This is a genomic window from Micromonospora sp. NPDC005172 (assembly GCF_040608555.1).
Classification (GTDB): domain Bacteria; phylum Actinomycetota; class Actinomycetes; order Mycobacteriales; family Micromonosporaceae; genus Micromonospora.
Map to the genome: position 1 here is coordinate 89,813 of NZ_JBEXIL010000017.1, position 15,725 is coordinate 105,537.

The following is a 15,725-nucleotide window of genomic DNA, read 5'->3' on the forward strand; positions in this document are numbered from 1 at the left end:
GACGCCGTCAGAAGCCGCAGGTCTGGCCGGCCGAGTGGCTGACCTGCACGCTGTGGGTCACGCAGCCGTCCGGATCGATGCGGTGCAGGAGGAAGGCGGTCGGCTCGGCGACCCAGCCGATCATCTCGTCCGTGGCCATGGTGAGGGTGCTCTGCTTCCAGGTGCTGGGCGCCACGGTGAGCACCGTGCCCGCGTACCCCGTGGTGACCGTGCGGTGCAGGTGCCCGGCGGCGACCCGCACGACGTGCCGGTGCCGGCCGATCACCTCGGCCAGCGCGGGCCCGTCGGCGAGCCGGATGGAGTCCGCCGCGGGGATGCCGACCGCGACCGGCGGGTGGTGCAGGCAGAGGATGGCGGGCACCTCCGGCCGACCCGCGAGGACCCCGTCGAGCCAGCCGAGCTGCTCCTCGCCCAACCGCCCGGCGTCGCTGCCGGGGACGAGCGAGTCGAGCACCACGATGGTCGCCGCCTCGTGGTCGACGTGGTAGTAGGCGGAGAATCCACCCCCGAGCCAGGGAGTACCGCCGAACGCGTCGAGCAGCGACTCGCGGTCGTCGTGGTTGCCGGTGGTCAGGTAGACCGGAAGCGGGAACTTCCCGATCAGTTCGCGCAGCGCCGCGTACTCGTCGGGTCTGCCGTGGTCGACCAGGTCGCCGGTGATGACCACGCAGTCCGGTCGAGGACGTAGGGCGAGCACCCGGCCGAGCGCCCGGTGCAGCCCGGCGGCGGGCTCGGCGGCGAGCAGACCAGTGGTCAGGTGCGGGTCGCTGATCTGTGCGATGAGCATGCGGGCACCGGCCTCCTCGACGGGGAACCCTCACGCTATCGCCCGGCTCCTTCCTCCACAGCCCCTGTCCACAACCTGTGGATAGCACATGTGTACGAAGCAACGAGAGCGCTCCGCAGGAGTGAGTACGCTTGATCGAACCCCTCCCCTACCTGGAACGACGTGCGAGTGGATCATCAGCGAATCATCCGTGACGTCACCGTGCGCCTCTTGATGGCGTCGAGCGCGCCGGAAGCCTGTCGGTGGACGGTGGGCGCACTGTCCCACCACACCCCGGCCACCATTTCGGTGCTGCTAGAGGCCCACGACCGGCTGCGCTGCGTGGCGGCGACCGGCGCATGGCAGGTCTTCGCGACCGTACCGGCGCGCACCGGGATCGTCGGCCGGGTCTACGCCTCCGGCACCGCCGCCGCCGTCCCGGACGTCACCGTCGACCCGGACTACCTCCCGGTACGCCCTGACGTGACGTCCGAACTGTGCGTGCCGGTACGCGACCCCGCCGGCCGGGTGATCGGCGTACTCGACCTGCAGTGGAGTGACCCGGTCGACCTGCGGCCGTGGCGGGAGACCGCGCAACGGCTGGCCGCCCGCCTCGGCGCTCGAATCGCCACGTTGGGTGGCCCTCCGTCGGAGAGCCGCAGCGAGACGTTGCTCCGGCACGCCGCGGCACTGTCCGCCGCCCCGACCGAGGCGGCCGTGATCAGCGCGGCGACCGACGCGGCCCGGGAGGTGTCCACCCTCTCCACCGCGGTGTTGATGATCGACGGCCAACCCGGCCCGTCCCCGGGGACGCCGGGTGACCTGGAAACCCGTATCCGCGCCGAGCTGACCGGGGCAGGCCCGGCGGCCCTGGAGAGGATGGTCGACCGGGCACACCGGTACGGCGCCGGATACACGTTGGGCGAGACCGGACACCCTCCGACCGAGGACTACCAGCCGCTGACCCGTGCCGGGGTACGCACGCTGGTCGCCGTGCCGGTCGGGCCGGCGGACGCCGGTGGCGTGCTACTGGTCGCCGACGAACGCGCGCTGCACCCGGACCCGACCACGGTCAGCCTGATGGAGTTGCTCGCCGGACAGGCGTGGACCAGCCTGGATCGACTGCGTACGCTCGCCCGACTCCGGGAACAGGCCAGCTCGGACCCGCTGACCGGACTGCGGCACACCGGCCCCTTCGGGCAGCGGATCGCGGCGGCCACCCCGGGGCGTACGGCTCTGCTGGCAATCGACGTGGACGGCTTCAAGACCGTCAACGACACGTACGGTCACCAGGCGGGCGACCAGGTGCTGGTCGGGCTGGCCCGGGCGCTGGAGGGCGCGCTGCGGCACGGGGACGAGCTGTACCGGATCGGCGGTGACGAGTTCGTCGCGGTGATCGAGGTGAGCCGCCCGGAGGAAGCGGTCCGCATCGCCGAACGGTTGGCCGAAGCCGCGCGCCGAACGGGTCGCACGATCAGCGTCGGCGTCGCGCTACCGAGACCGGGCGAAACCCCCGACCGCACCCTGAAGAGAGCCGACCAGGCCCTCTACGCGGTCAAACGCCAAGGCCGAGACGGCGTACACCTCTCCGCAGCCTAACCCCGCCCGCGCCCGCCCCCACGCCCGCGCCCGCGCCCGCGTCGATCTTGCACTTTCGGTTGCCGTTTTGCCCACCTTCACGCCTTATGCCGCGACAGAAAGTGCAAGATCGACGAGGCGCGGCGGGGCGGGGCAGGGCAGGGCGGGGCAGGGCGGGGCGCGGCGGCGCGGGGGTTGTTACGGGGTGCGGAGTTCTTTGGCCAGGAGTTCGGCTATCTGGGCCGTGTTGAGGGCTGCGCCCTTGCGGAGGTTGTCGCCGGTGACGAAGAAGTCGAGGGCGCGGGGGTCGTCCAGGGCGCGGCGGATGCGGCCGACCCAGCTCGGGTCGGTGCCGACCGCGTCGATCGGCATCGGGAACTCACCTGCGGCGGGGTCGTCGACCACGATCACACCGGGTGCGTTGCGCAGCGCCTCGCGGGCGCCCTCGGCGTCGACCTCGGTGGCGAAGACCGCGTGCACGGCCACCGAGTGGGCGGTGACCACCGGTACCCGGACGCAGGTGGAGCTGACCTTGAGGTCGGGCAGGCCGAGGATCTTCCGCGACTCGTTGCGGATCTTCATTTCTTCGGAGGACCAGCCGCCGTCGGCCGACGAGCCCGCCCAGGGCACCACGTTGAGCGCCAGCGGTGCCGGGAACGGGCCGAGGTCGTCGCCGACCGCCTGACGGACGTCACCGGTGCGTGAGCCGAGCGCCCGATCGCCGGCGACCTTGGCGAGTTGGTCGTGCAGGATGTCCACGCCGGCCTGACCGGCGCCGGAGACCGCCTGGTAGGAGGCGAGCACCAGTTCCCGCAGGCCGTACTCGTGGTGCAGCGGCGCGACCGCGATGATCATCGCGAGGGTGGTGCAGTTGGCGTTGGCGATGATGCCCCGGGGACGGTTGCGGACCTGCTCGGGGTTGATCTCCGGGACGACCAGCGGGACGTCCCGGTCCATCCGGAACGCGCCGGAGTTGTCCACCGCGATCGCGCCTCGCTCGACCGCGATCGGGGCCCATTCGGCGGAGACCTCGTCGGGCACGTCGAACATCGCCACGTGGACCCCGTCGAACGCCTCCGGGGTCAGCGCCTGGACGACCATCTCCTCGCCCCGGCAGCGCACCCGCTTGCCGACCGACCGTTCGGAGGCGAGGAGCCGGATCTCACCCCAGACGTTGCGACGCCCGGTGAGCAGCTCGCACATCACGGTGCCGACGGCACCGGTCGCTCCGACCACGGCGAGGGTGGGCAGCGCCGTCATCGGCGCTACCTACCCGTCCCGGCGTAGACCACGGCTTCGGTGTCGCCGCCCAACTCGAACGCGTCGTGGATGGCGCGTACGGCGGCGTCGAGGTCGGTGTCCCGGCAGACGACGGAGACCCGGATCTCGGAGGTGGAGATCATCTCGATGTTGACCCCGGCAGCGCCGAGCGCGGCGAAGAAGCCGGCGGCGACGCCGGGGTGCGAGCGCATGCCGGCGCCGATCAGCGAGACCTTGCCGACGTGGTCGTCGTAGAGCAGGCCCTTGAACTTGACCGGTTCCTGGATCTTGCTGAGGGCGGCCATCGCGGTCGGGCCGTCGGCCTTGGGCAGGGTGAACGAGATGTCCGTGCGGCCGGTGCCCTCGGTGGAGACGTTCTGCACGATCATGTCGATGTTGATCTCGGCCTCGGCGACGGTGTCGAAGATCCGCGCGGCGGCACCCGGCTCGTCGGGCACGCCGACAATCGTGATCTTGGCCTCGCTGCGGTCGTGCGCGACCCCGGTGATCAATGCCTGCTCCACGGAAAGGTCCTCCATCGATCCGGTGACCATCGTGCCGGTGTTGGTCGAGTATGACGAACGGACGTGGATCGGCAACCCCGCCCGGCGGGCGTATTCCACGCTACGCAGGTGCAGCACCTTCGCGCCGCAGGCCGCCAGCTCCAACATCTCCTCGTAGGTGATGTCCCTTATGTGCCGGGCGTTGGGCACGATCCGCGGGTCGGCGGTGAAGACGCCGTCCACGTCGGTGTAGATCTCGCACACGTCGGCGTGCAGGGCGGCGGCGAGTGCCACGGCGGTGGTGTCCGAACCACCGCGACCCAGCGTGGTGACGTCCTTGGTGTCCTGCGAGACGCCCTGGAAACCGGCCACGATGACCACCGAGCCCTCGTCGAGCGCGCCCTTGAGCCGCCCCGGGGTGACGTCGATGATGCGCGCCCGGCCGTGCACCGACGTGGTGATCACGCCGGCCTGCGAACCGGTGAACGAGCGGGCCTCGTACCCCAGGTTGTGGATGGCCATGGCCAGCAGGGCCATGGAGATCCGCTCTCCGGCGGTGAGCAGCATGTCCAGCTCACGGCCCGGCGGCAGCGGGCTGACCTGGTTGGCCAGGTCGAGCAGCTCGTCGGTGGTGTCACCCATCGCGGAGACCACCACCACCACGTCGTCGCCGGCCTTGCGGGCGGCGACGATGCGCTCGGCCACCCGCTTGATCCGCTCGGCGTTGGCGACGGAGGACCCGCCGTACTTCTGCACCACGAGTGCCACGACGGTGCACTCCCTCCCAGCGACCCTGAGCGTGCCGACGCCGCCGGAACCGGGGCCGGCGGCGCGTGTCAGACCCCTTGAGGGTATCCGGCGGGTCACGGCGACGGGTCGGGTGATCCCACCATCCGGCCCGCGCGGCCGTCCGGCCGACGCGGGTGGCCAGGTCCGCGAGGGGCCGGGGGTACGCGGACAAGCTGCCACGACACGCCGGGAGGCGCCGCCTGTGCGCCGTTGCCCACAGGTCGCCCGTACCCACCAGAATGAGCCGGTGTCCGCCCTCCTCCGCTCGGCCGGCCGCGTGCTCGGGCCGCTCGTGCTCGCCCTGCCGGCAGTCCTGGTCGCCTGCGACAGCGCGCAGCCCCCACCCCCGCCGCCGGCCGACCCCGGTCCCGTCGAGGTGGAGGGCACGCGCGACGAGCTGGCGGCGCTGGCCGCCGCCGCGCAGGATCGTCACCTGGTGGCGCAGTACGTGTTCAGCCGGGGCGGCCAACCGGACCGCACCATCGTGTTCACCAGCGCGAACGACGGCAGTTGGCGGGTCGACGTCCCGGGTGGGGCGCTCGGCGGCACCGCCGACGTCTCGCTGGCCGCCACCTCCGACGGGCTGTTCCAGTGCGCCCTGCCCTCGACGGGTCACCCGGAGCCGGCGCGCTGCGTACGCCTCGGCGAACGCGACGACGCCATCCCGCGCCGGCTGGACCCCCGCGTCCAGCATCCGCTCACCGACTGGCTGGACGTGCTGACCGACCGGCGGGCGCCGCTCGCGGTGGCGCAGGCCGCCACGCCCAAGGGCCTCACCGGCGCCTGCTACTCGGTGGACTCCACCTCGGCCTCGCTCAACGCGCCGCTGGACGTGGGCATCTACTGCTACGACCCGGACGGCACGCCGACCGGTGTCCGGACCGAGGCCGGGACGCTGCGGCTGGCCGCCCCGCCGGGCGCGGCACCCGCCACCGTGCAGTTGGCCGGGCCGGTGGTGGACGCGGAACCACTGGACACCGCGGCCCCGCCGACTCCCGACCCGTCACTCAGCCCGAACGCGGGAACGTCGTGATCTTCGTACCGTTACGGGTGCTCTTGCCCACATCTGGATAACCCGACCCAGGGCACTAATCGCCCATAGGGGACGATTCATGGCATGGCTGACCTGACCCCACTCCTCGCCTTCCGCTGGAGCCCTCGGGCCTTCGACCCGAGCGCCACGCTGACCACCGAGGAGGCGGCCTCGCTGCTGGAGGCCGCGCGGTGGGCGCCGTCGACGGACAACAGGCAGCCCTGGCGGTTCGCCCTCGGGCACCGGGACGACGAGAACCACAAGCGCATCCTGATCAACCTTCCGGACGACGACCAGGGCTGGGCCCGGCACGCCGCGACCCTGGTGGTCGGCGCGCACACCGGCGGCGACGCCGAGCGGGCCGCGTACGACCTCGGCCAGGCGATCGCCCACCTGACTCTCCAGGCCACCGCCCTCGGTCTGCACGTCCGCCAGCTCACCCGCTTCGACCGGGCCGGCCTCGCCACCGAATTCGACCTCCCGGGCGGTGTCCGACCGCTGGTGGTCGCCGCCGTCGGGCGACTCGGTGACCCGTTCGCCCTGCCGGCCGAGCTGCGGGCCAGCGAGACCGGTCTGCGGCACCGCCGCCCGGTCGCCGACCTGCTGCTCGCCTGACCTCAGCCGCCCCGGCTCGCCCGGAGCAGCACCGCTGCCGCGTCGGTGTTGCGGTAGAGGACGTGCCGACCCTGCCGAGCGCGATCGACCAGGCCGGCGGCGTGCAGCGCGGTCAGGTGGGCCGAGACGTTCCCGGCGGACATCCCGGTGCGTCGGGCCAGGTCGGTGGTGGTGGTCGCGGTGTCGAGCAGGTGCAGTAGCGCGGCCCGGCCGGAGCCGATCACCCGTGCCAGCGGGTCACCCGGCGGCGGCGCGGCCGTCTCCCAGAGCGTCCCGACCGCCCGGACCGGATACGCGGCGGCCGGCAGCGAGTCCTCCAGCAGATTCCACAGCACTCGCCGCTGGCTGAACACCGTCGGGTTCAGCGCCAATCCACGGTCCCGGAGGTCGAAGTCCCGCTCGAACGGGTCGTCGCTGACCACCCGGTCGCCGAGCCAGCACAGGCTCGGATGGAGCTGTTCGAAGAACCGACCGGCGCCGTTCTCGGCGAGCTGGGCGGCGCGGTACGCCACGTCGGCATCGAGCAGCGCCCGCATCCGCGACCAGTCCGGGGCGATCGCCTCGTCGTACCAGACCCGCATCGCGTCGACGAGCTGCGGCAGCAGCCCGCGGGGGTCGGCGAGCAGCGCCTGCCCGAACGGACTCAGCGGCCGACGCCCGGTGGTCGACAGCAGGTCCTGGACCACCACGGCCGGCGGTGTCGCGGCGATCTGGTCGAGTTGGTCGGCCATCTCCACGTTCGGCCGGGCCGCCGGGGTGATGAAGTCGGGCAACGGGCAACCTCGCCAGGTCAGCTCCACAAGCGGCCGGACCCGGGCGGCCACCTCGGGGCGACGCAGGGTCACCCGGGCGCGGTCGATCCAGGGCAGGTGCACCGCATGACGGACCGGGCTGGCCAGCGCCCACATGCTCATGACCGTCTCGTTGACCGGCGACACGGCGAGCCGCACGCCCGCCACGTCGGCCAGGCTGAACCGCAACTCGGACACGCGCCCTCCCGGGAGCAGGATTCGGTCCAGCCTAAAAGGCTCGACCGTCCTCGTGGGGGCACGGTTCACTCCCCTGCCATGGGGACCAGAGACACCATTCGTACCGCTGTCGCGAACGTCGTACCGCCGGCCGGTCTGACTCGCGCGCTGGCCGTGCAGGCCATGGTCTACGCCGTCGGCAGCGGCCTGTTCCACGCCGGCAGTGCCGTCTTCTTCACCCGGGCGCTGGGGCTCAGCGCCGCTCAGGTCGGGCTGGGCCTGTCCATCGCGGCGGGGGTGTCGTTACTGGGCACCGTGCCGCTGGGCGGGCTCACCGACCGGTACGGGCCGCAGCGGGTCTGGGTGGTGGGGTTGGTGCTGGACGCGGCGCTCTTCGCGTCGTACCCGTTCGTGGGCGGCTTCGCGAGCTTCCTCGCCGTGGTGGTGGCGCTTGCGGCGGTGGACGCGTCGACGGGCGTGGCCCGCCAGGTCTACTCGATCAACGCGCTCCCCCCGGCCGAGCGGGTCACCGCGATGGCGTACCAGCGTTCCTCGTTGAACGTCGGCTTCGGTCTGGGGGCGGTGATCAGCGGCCTGGTGCTGGCCGTGGACACGATCGAGGCGTACCGGGCGATGGTCTGGTTCATCGCGACGGTGATCCTGGTGACGGCCCTGTTCGTGCGGCGGCTGCCCCGGTTGCCGCAGGTACGGAGGCCGGCGGAGCCGATGGGGCGGCTCGCCGTGCTGCGGGACCGGCCGTTCATGGCGGTGTCCCTGCTGTCCGGGCTGCTCACCGCGCACGGGGTGCTCTACCTGACGGTCATGCCGCTGTGGATCCTCACCCACACCGACGCCCCGAAGACGGTGATCGCCGCTCTGGTGCTGCTCAACACGGTCCTGATCGTGCTGCTCCAGGTACGCGTCAGCCGGGGCGCCGACACCGCCGCGGGGGCGGCGCGAGCCTCCCGCCGTGGTGGCCTGCTGATCGCCGTGTCCTGCCTGGTCCTGCCGATCTCCGGGGTCACCCGGGGCGCGCTCACCGTCGTGGTGCTGGTGGCCGCCGCGACGCTGCTGATCCTGGCCGAGCTGATCCAGTCGGCGGGCGCCTGGGGGTTCACCGCCACCCTTCCACCGGACGACCAACGCGGCGCGTATGTGGGGGCGCTGCGGCTCGGCGAGCAGGTGCAGTACCTGATCGCTCCGGCGGGGTTGACCGCGCTCGGCGTCAGCACCGGCGGGTGGGGGTGGTTACCGACGGCAGCGATCTTCGTGCTGCTCGCAGTGGCGATCGTGCCCGCCGTGGCCTGGACCGGACGGACGCCGAGGCTCGGTGCCCAGGCCCCGGAGCCGACGATGACATCGATCCCATAGTCCGGACCAGCCTTTGCACCCTTCGTCCCATCACGTAGGGTGACCTGGTCATGTGGCAGGCGCTTCTCCTCCTTAGCCGCCGCGACGAGGCCTGACCGGCCGGCACCTCGTCGCGGAGTTGCATCGCGCCGTCCAGCACATCTGATCTTCCTCTCGGCACCGCCGCGCACCGTCGCCCGGCAGCTCGCCGACACCTTCCGATCTGCTGACGCCACATGTTCCAGGGAGCATTCCGAGATGGCTCAACCTGTCACCGACGCCGAGACCGATCCGATCGCCCGGCAACGCCCCAGCCGGATGCCGTACCACCGCTACCAGCCGTACCAGGAGCAGTTCCGGGTCGACCTGCCGGACCGCACCTGGCCCACCCGCACGGTCGAGGCCGCGCCGCGCTGGTGCGCGGTGGATCTGCGCGACGGCAACCAGGCGCTGATCGACCCGATGTCGCCCGAGCGCAAGCGGCGGATGTTCCAGCTGCTGGTGCAGATGGGCTACAAGGAGATCGAGGTCGGCTTCCCGTCGGCCAGCCAGACCGACTTCGACTTCGTCCGGCAGCTCATCGAAGACGACATGATCCCGGACGACGTCACCATCCAGGTGCTCACGCAGTGCCGGGAGCACCTGATCGACCGGACGTTCGAGTCGCTGCGCGGCGCGAAGCGGGCCATCGTCCACTTCTACAACTCGACCTCCACGCTCCAGCGGCGGGTGGTCTTCGGCCTGGACCGGGACGGCATCGCCGACATCGCCACCTCCGGGGCGCGGCTCTGCCAGAAGTACGCGGAGATCCACACCCCGGACACCGAGATCTTCTACGAGTACTCGCCGGAGTCGTACACGGGCACCGAGCTGGAGTACGCGCTGGAGGTCTGCTCCCGGGTCATCGACGTGATCGACCCGACGCCCGACCGCCCGCTGATCATCAATCTGCCGGCCACCGTCGAGATGGCCACGCCGAACGTGTACGCCGACTCGATCGAGTGGATGCACCGGCGTCTGCCGCGCCGCGACAGCGTCGTGCTGAGCCTGCACCCGCACAACGACCGGGGCACCGGGGTCGCCGCCGCCGAGCTGGGCCTGCTGGCCGGCGCGGACCGCATCGAGGGCTGCCTGTTCGGCAACGGTGAGCGCACCGGAAACGTCGACCTGGTGACGCTGGGGCTCAACATCTTCTCCCAGGGCATCGACCCGATGATCGACTTCTCGAACATCGACGAGATCCGGCGGGCCGTCGAGTACTGCAACCAGCTCCCGGTACACGAGCGCCACCCGTACGCGGGCGACCTGGTCTACACCGCCTTCTCCGGCTCCCACCAGGACGCGATCAAGAAGGGCTTCGACGCCCTGATCGCGGACGCGAAGGCCGCGGGCGTACCGGTCGACGAGCACACCTGGGCGGTGCCGTACCTGCCGATCGACCCGAAGGACCTGGGCCGCACCTACGAGGCGGTCATCCGGGTCAACTCGCAGTCCGGCAAGGGCGGCGTCGCGTACATCATGAAGAGCGAGCACCAGCTCGACCTGCCGCGCCGGCTCCAGATCGAGTTCTCCGGGGTCGTGCAGCAGGTCACCGACCACGACGGCGGCGAGGTCGACCCGACCGCCATGTGGGAGATCTTCGCGACGCACTACCTGCTGGACCACCAGCCGGACCCTGCGGTCCGGTTGGCCGGCTACACGATCGGCACCGCCGACGGCAAGGTCGAGATCGAGGTCCAGGTCGGTGTCGGCGGCGAGCGGCACTCGCTCGCCGCGGTCGGCAACGGCCCCATCGACGCGTACGTCAACGCGCTCCAGGCGGTCGGCGTGGGCGTACGGGTGCTCGACTACCACGAGCACGCGCTGTCCTCCGGCGGTGACGCGCAGGCGGCCGCGTACGTGGAGTGCGAGGTGGACGGTCGGACGGTCTGGGGTGTCGGTACCGACGCCAACATCGTGACGGCCTCGATCAAGGCGGTCACCAGCGCCGTCAACCGCGCCCGCCGCTGACGCGGACGCCACGCCCCCGGAGGTGCGGTTCTACTTCGGGGGCGTGGCGGCGGGCATCGAGTGGCAGGGCTGCGACGGCGGTGCCGCACGCGGCGGCCGGTGCACCAGCACGAGCGCCAGCACCGCGCCGACCAGCAGCAGCCCCGCGCACCAGGCCAGCGCCCCGCGGAACGCGTCCGTCAGCTCGGCCTTCTGCTCGTACCCGCCGCCGGAGAGGCCGACCAGCAGCGGTAGCGCGGCCACCGCGAGCAGGCCTCCGGCCCGGGACGCGGCGTTGTTGAAGCCACTGGCGACGCCGGAGAACCGGTCCTGCACCGCCGCGAGCACCGACGCCGTCAGCGGCGCCACGACCAGGGTCAGCCCGAGGCCGAAGAGCAGCACCCCGGGCAGCACGTCGGTCCAGTAGGACGCGCCCGGCCCGACGCCGCGCAGCAGCAGCAGACCGCCGGCGGCCACGACCGGCCCGACGGCCAGCGGCAGTCGAGGGCCGATCCGCGCCGACAGTGCACCGGCCCGGGCCGATCCGACCAACAGCAGCAGGGTCATCGGCAGCAGGGAAATGCCGGTGCGCAGCGCCGACCACTCGACGACGTTCTGGAGGTAGACGGCGAAGAAGAAGGTGAAACCGCTCAGCGCCGCGTAGACCACCACGGTGAAGAGGTTCAGGACGGAGAACAGTCGGCTGCTGAACAGCCCGGTGGGCAGCATCGCGGTGTCCCCCCGCCGCCGTTCCAGCAGCACGAAGGCCACCGCGGCCACCACACCGACCAGCGCGGCGACCAGGACCGGGGCGGAGGCGAAGCCACGCGCGGGCGCGTCGATCAGGGCGTACGTGACGCCGGCGAGCGCGAGTGCGCCGAGCAGTGCCCCGGCCACGTCGAAGCGGCGTCGCGTACGGCCCGGACCGTGCGTGCGGGAGGCGTTCTCGTCGCGGCTCTCCGGCACCCAGCGCAGCGCTGCCAGCACGACCGGTACGGCGATCGGCAGGTTGAGGAAGAAGATCCACCGCCAGGAGAGCGCGTCGATCAGCCAGCCGCCGATGAACGGTCCCAACGCCGTGGACACTCCGGACAGTCCGGCCCACGCGCCGATTGCCCGACCCCGGTCGTCGGGGTGGAAACTGGCCTGGAGCACCGCGAGCGAACCGGGCGTGAGGAGCGCCCCGCCCGCGCCCTGGACGATGCGGGCCGCGATGAGAGTGCCGGTGCCCTGGGCCAGGCCGCACAGCACCGACGCGATGGTGAACCAGAACACCCCGATCAGGAAGACCCGCCGCCGGCCGAAGCGGTCTCCGAGGGATCCGCCGAGCAGGACGAACGCCGCCAGCGTCAGCAGGTACCCGTTGACGGTCCACTGAAGATCTGCCACGTTGGCACCGAGATCCTGACCAAGTTTCGGCAGTGCCACGTTGACGACTGTGGTGTCCAGGAAGACCATGCCGGAGGCAAGCACCGCCGCGAGCAGGGTTCCTCGGCCGGCGGCGGTGCCCATCCGCAGTGCGGGCGACGGTACGGAGATGGTCATCCCCACAATCTGCCTTGCAGATTGTGGGAGACGCCACGAAACGCCGAAACCATCCCCGGGTACTGTGCGCAATCGCCGGGAGCCCGCAAGCTGGAGAGGTGTCGTCTGTGCGTACCAGATCAGGACCGCGTGCATCGGTGGCCGCGCTCGTCGCGGCGCTGGCGCTCGGCATGGCCGGTTGCGTCCCGCCCGACGAGGCGGAGACCACGCCGGCGCCGGGTGGCGGCGGCGGTAATGCCGTCGAGCAGCTGGGCCAGCTGACCGTCGCCAACGCCAGCTCGATGAAGGGTTACAGCCGGGAACGCTTCCCGCACTGGCGGGACACCGGCAAGAACTGCGACGTGCGGGACAGCATCCTGCAACGCGACGGCAAGGACGTGAAGCTCTCCGGCTGCAACGTGGTCGGTGGTCGCTGGGAGAGCGTGTACGACGGTCGCAGCGCGACCGATCCCTCCGACGTGGACATCGACCACACCGTGCCGTTGGCCAACGCGTGGCGCTCGGGCGCCGACGAGTGGGACAACGCCAAGCGCGGCGACTTCGCCAACGACACGACACGTCCGCAGCTCATCGCGGTTTCCGCGTCCTCAAATCGGGCAAAGGGTGACCAGGACCCGTCCCAGTGGAAGCCGGCGAACCGGTCGTACTGGTGCCAGTACGCCAAGGACTGGGTGACGGTGAAGCACTACTGGAAGCTGACGGTGACCGCTGCCGAGAAGGCCGCCCTGACCGACATGTTGGAGGGCTGTTGATGAGCGAGGAAGCGGCGACAGACGCCGAGACGGACGCGGACAGCGCCCCGTCCGCCGCCGGGATGACGGCCGACGGCACCGGCGACACGCCGGCCGCGGTGCCGGGGGCCGGCATGGTCGCCGACTCGACCGGCGCGAGTGCCCCGCAGAGCCGCACCGCCGACATCGTGCCCGGTCCGGGCGGGGTGATGACCGACGAGGTCGGCGTCGTCACCGGTGAGTTGACCCTGCGCACCGAGTACGCGGACGGCAAGGTCACCCTGCGGGTGCAGTACAAGGACGCGGACGAGTGGTACGCGGTGACCGGCGGGTCGGCCGCGCTGGCCGATCCGGCGGGGCTGGACGCGGTGCACAGCGTCGCCGTCGGGCTGCTGAACCGCCCGGAGGGCTGAACCGCCGCGCTCGCCCCGGTGTCACCGGACCGGGGCGAGCGCGAACGCGGTCAGACGTACGAGCCGGGTTCGGTGGGGGCGGAGACCACACCCGGCGTCTCCCCCTCGCCCTCGGGGCGGACAAGCTGTGCGCTGACCCCGTGCGGGCGCAGTTCGCCGCTGGCGATCTGCTCGGCGAAGTGGCACGCCACCCGGCTGCCGCCGATCTCCCGCAGCGCCGGCCGCTCATCGGAGCAGCGGGTGGGCTGCGCCCACGGGCAGCGGGTGTGGAATCGGCAGCCGGACGGCGGGTTGGCCGGCGACGGCAGGTCACCGGCGAGCAGGATGCGCTCCCGCCGGTCCTCCACGTCCGGGTCGGGCACCGGAACGGCGGACATCAACGCCCGCGTGTACGGGTGCATGGGCTCGGTGTAGAGGCGGTCGCTCGGTGCCTCCTCGACGAGCGCGCCCAGGTACATGACGCCGACGGTGTCGGAGATGTGCCGGACCACCGCGAGGTCGTGTGCGATCACCAGGTAGGTCAGCCCCAGACTGTCCTGCAACTCGTCGAGCAGGTTCACGACCTGGGCCTGGATCGAGACGTCGAGCGCCGAGACCGGCTCGTCGGCGACGATCAGCTCCGGCCCGAGCACCAGCGCGCGGGCGATGCCGATGCGCTGCCGCTGCCCGCCGGAGAACTCGTGCGGGTAGCGCGACAGCGCCCAGCGGGGCAACCCCACCGCGTCCAGCGTCTCGCCGATGAGCCGCCGGCGTTCGGCGCGGTCGGCGCCGATCCCGTGGGTCTGCATGCCCTCGGTCAGGATCGACTCGACGTTCTGCCGCGGGTCGAGGCTGGACATCGGGTCCTGGAAGATCATTTGCATCCGGCGACGCATCGACCGCAGCTTGCCCGGCGCCAGCGTGGTCAGCTCGACGCCGTCGAAGGTGACCTCCCCGGAGGTGGGCGGAGTGAGCTGCAGCAGCGCCCGGCCGAGCGTGGACTTGCCGCAGCCGGACTCGCCGACCAGGCCGTACGTCTTGCCACGCGCGATGGTCAGGTCCACACCGTCGACGGCCTGCACGTGGCCGACCACCCGGTCGAACAGCACCCCCCGCTTGATCGGGAAGTGCACCTTCAGATCGCGTACCTCGACGAGCGTGTCGTTGTCACTCACGCCTGTTCCTCCTCGCGCGGGGCGGGCACCGTGCCGGGAACCGGCTCCGGATTGACGCACCGGTAGCTCCGACCGTCGTGGGTGAGCACCAACTCCGGCGGCTGACCCACGCATTCGTCGGTCCGCCGCGCGCAGCGCGGGGCGAACGCGCAGCCGTCCGGCCAGGGCAGCAGGTCGCGGACCGATCCGGGGATCGGGTTGAGCCTCTCGCCCCGTCCGGCGTCGAGTCGGGGCACCGACCCCAGCAGACCCACGGTGTACGGGTGCCGTGGCTCGCGGAACAGCGGACGACGGCGGGCCGTCTCCACCACCCGACCGCCATAGAGCACGTTGACGGTGTCGACCATGCCGGCCACCACACCGAGATCGTGCGTGATCATCAACAGTGCGGTGCCGGAGTCCCGGACCAGCTCCTTGAGCAGCTCCAGGATCTGCGCCTGGATGGTGACGTCCAGCGCGGTGGTCGGCTCGTCGGCGATCAGCAGCCGGGGTTGGCAGGCCACCGCCATGGCGATCAGTGCCCGCTGCCGCATGCCGCCGGAGAGCTGGTGCGGGTACTCCTTGAGCCGGCGCTTCGGGTCGGGGATGCCGACCCGGTCCAGCAGCGCCGCCGCCTCCTTGGCAGCGGCCTCGCCCTTCATCCCCCGGTGCCGCGCCAGCACCTCGGTGACCTGTAGACCGATGGGGATCACCGGGTTCAGTGACGAGAGCGGGTCCTGGAAGATCATCGCGATGTCCCGACCACGGATGTCACGCCGCGACCGGTCGTCGAGCTGGAGCAGGTCGGTGCCGTCGAAGACAGCCTTGCCACCCACCCGCAGGCCCGGCTGTTTCGGCAGCAGACCCATGATCGCCAGCGAGGTGACGCTCTTGCCGCAGCCGGACTCACCGACCAGGCCGACCACCTGACCGGCGTCGACCGAGAAGGAGACACCGTCGACGGCGTGCACGGCACGCTGGCCGCGTCGCGCGAACGTGACGGAGAGATCATCAACTTCGAGCAGTGCCATTACTGGCCTTCCGTTCGCGAC

14 protein-coding genes are annotated in these 15,725 nt (G+C 71.6%); 7 read left to right on the forward strand and 7 right to left on the reverse strand.

The window, feature by feature from the left end:
- Window positions 1-7 precede the first annotated feature (7 nt).
- The gene (locus ABZV06_RS14725; protein WP_355238702.1) at window positions 8-787 is read right to left on the reverse strand and encodes a phosphodiesterase; all 780 of its coding nucleotides are present in this window, start codon (window positions 785-787) and stop codon (window positions 8-10) included.
- Between the two features lie 168 nt (window positions 788-955).
- On the opposite strand from ABZV06_RS14725, the gene ABZV06_RS14730 reads away from it, so the two are divergent.
- A complete protein-coding gene (locus ABZV06_RS14730; protein WP_355238705.1) occupies window positions 956-2,365 on the forward strand; it encodes a sensor domain-containing diguanylate cyclase in 1,410 nt (469 codons plus the stop codon).
- Window positions 2,366-2,542: 177 nt separating this feature from the next.
- Here ABZV06_RS14730 and ABZV06_RS14735 read toward each other — a convergent pair whose 3' ends face one another.
- The gene (locus tag ABZV06_RS14735) at window positions 2,543-3,604 is read right to left on the reverse strand and encodes an aspartate-semialdehyde dehydrogenase (protein ID WP_355238708.1); all 1,062 of its coding nucleotides are present in this window, start codon (window positions 3,602-3,604) and stop codon (window positions 2,543-2,545) included.
- Between the two features lie 5 nt (window positions 3,605-3,609).
- Complete coding sequence (locus tag ABZV06_RS14740) at window positions 3,610-4,875, reverse strand: aspartate kinase (protein WP_355238711.1); 1,266 nt, start codon at window positions 4,873-4,875, stop codon at window positions 3,610-3,612.
- Window positions 4,876-5,143: 268 nt separating this feature from the next.
- On the opposite strand from ABZV06_RS14740, the gene ABZV06_RS14745 reads away from it, so the two are divergent.
- Entirely contained in the window at window positions 5,144-5,929 is a 786-nt protein-coding gene (locus ABZV06_RS14745; protein ID WP_355621615.1) for a hypothetical protein, read from the forward strand.
- 84 nt (window positions 5,930-6,013) lie between these two features.
- Window positions 6,014-6,544 carry a nitroreductase family protein gene (locus ABZV06_RS14750; RefSeq protein WP_355238717.1) on the forward strand — a complete coding sequence of 177 codons (531 nt, stop codon included), beginning with the start codon at window positions 6,014-6,016 and terminating at the stop codon, window positions 6,542-6,544.
- Between the two features lie 2 nt (window positions 6,545-6,546).
- On the opposite strand, the gene ABZV06_RS14755 is transcribed toward ABZV06_RS14750, so the two are convergent.
- Window positions 6,547-7,533, reverse strand: coding sequence for a MarR family transcriptional regulator (locus ABZV06_RS14755; protein WP_355238720.1), 987 nt, complete (start codon window positions 7,531-7,533; stop codon window positions 6,547-6,549).
- A 78-nt stretch (window positions 7,534-7,611) separates the two neighbouring features.
- Here ABZV06_RS14755 and ABZV06_RS14760 point away from each other — a divergent pair, with 78 nt between their 5' ends.
- Together ABZV06_RS14760 and leuA are read left to right on the forward strand one after the other, a co-directional pair.
- Window positions 7,612-8,883: an MFS transporter gene (locus tag ABZV06_RS14760; protein ID WP_355238723.1), complete on the forward strand. Its 1,272-nt coding sequence runs from the start codon at window positions 7,612-7,614 to the stop codon at window positions 8,881-8,883.
- 237 nt (window positions 8,884-9,120) lie between these two features.
- A complete protein-coding gene (gene leuA, locus ABZV06_RS14765; protein WP_355621618.1) occupies window positions 9,121-10,872 on the forward strand; it encodes a 2-isopropylmalate synthase in 1,752 nt (583 codons plus the stop codon).
- A gap of 30 nt (window positions 10,873-10,902) precedes the next feature.
- Here leuA and ABZV06_RS14770 read toward each other — a convergent pair whose 3' ends face one another.
- The gene (locus ABZV06_RS14770) at window positions 10,903-12,396 is read right to left on the reverse strand and encodes an MFS transporter (protein WP_355238729.1); all 1,494 of its coding nucleotides are present in this window, start codon (window positions 12,394-12,396) and stop codon (window positions 10,903-10,905) included.
- Window positions 12,397-12,503: 107 nt separating this feature from the next.
- On the opposite strand from ABZV06_RS14770, the gene ABZV06_RS14775 reads away from it, so the two are divergent.
- Window positions 12,504-13,148 (forward strand): HNH endonuclease family protein, encoded by a 645-nt coding sequence (locus ABZV06_RS14775; RefSeq protein WP_355238732.1) that lies wholly within the window; start codon window positions 12,504-12,506, stop codon window positions 13,146-13,148.
- Window positions 13,148-13,540 carry a hypothetical protein gene (locus ABZV06_RS14780; protein WP_355238735.1) on the forward strand — a complete coding sequence of 131 codons (393 nt, stop codon included), beginning with the start codon at window positions 13,148-13,150 and terminating at the stop codon, window positions 13,538-13,540. Before ABZV06_RS14775 ends, ABZV06_RS14780 begins: the two co-directional genes overlap by 1 nt.
- Before the next feature lie 50 nt (window positions 13,541-13,590).
- On the opposite strand, the gene ABZV06_RS14785 is transcribed toward ABZV06_RS14780, so the two are convergent.
- Window positions 13,591-14,694 (reverse strand): oligopeptide/dipeptide ABC transporter ATP-binding protein, encoded by a 1,104-nt coding sequence (locus tag ABZV06_RS14785; protein ID WP_355621621.1) that lies wholly within the window; start codon window positions 14,692-14,694, stop codon window positions 13,591-13,593.
- Complete coding sequence (locus tag ABZV06_RS14790) at window positions 14,691-15,704, reverse strand: ABC transporter ATP-binding protein (RefSeq protein WP_355238741.1); 1,014 nt, start codon at window positions 15,702-15,704, stop codon at window positions 14,691-14,693. Before ABZV06_RS14790 ends, ABZV06_RS14785 begins: the two co-directional genes overlap by 4 nt.
- Window positions 15,705-15,725 lie beyond the last annotated feature (21 nt).

Coding starts and splice junctions, on each gene's coding strand:
- ABZV06_RS14790 (WP_355238741.1), bottom strand. CDS start 15,704: ATGGCACTGCTCGAAGTTGATGATCTCTCCGTCACGTTCGCGCGACGC.
- ABZV06_RS14750 (WP_355238717.1), top strand. CDS start 6,014: ATGGCTGACCTGACCCCACTCCTCGCCTTCCGCTGGAGCCCTCGGGCC.
- ABZV06_RS14760 (WP_355238723.1), top strand. CDS start 7,612: ATGGGGACCAGAGACACCATTCGTACCGCTGTCGCGAACGTCGTACCG.
- ABZV06_RS14735 (WP_355238708.1), bottom strand. CDS start 3,604: ATGACGGCGCTGCCCACCCTCGCCGTGGTCGGAGCGACCGGTGCCGTC.
- leuA (WP_355621618.1), top strand. CDS start 9,121: ATGGCTCAACCTGTCACCGACGCCGAGACCGATCCGATCGCCCGGCAA.
- ABZV06_RS14770 (WP_355238729.1), bottom strand. CDS start 12,396: ATGACCATCTCCGTACCGTCGCCCGCACTGCGGATGGGCACCGCCGCC.
- ABZV06_RS14780 (WP_355238735.1), top strand. CDS start 13,148: ATGAGCGAGGAAGCGGCGACAGACGCCGAGACGGACGCGGACAGCGCC.
- ABZV06_RS14725 (WP_355238702.1), bottom strand. CDS start 787: ATGCTCATCGCACAGATCAGCGACCCGCACCTGACCACTGGTCTGCTC.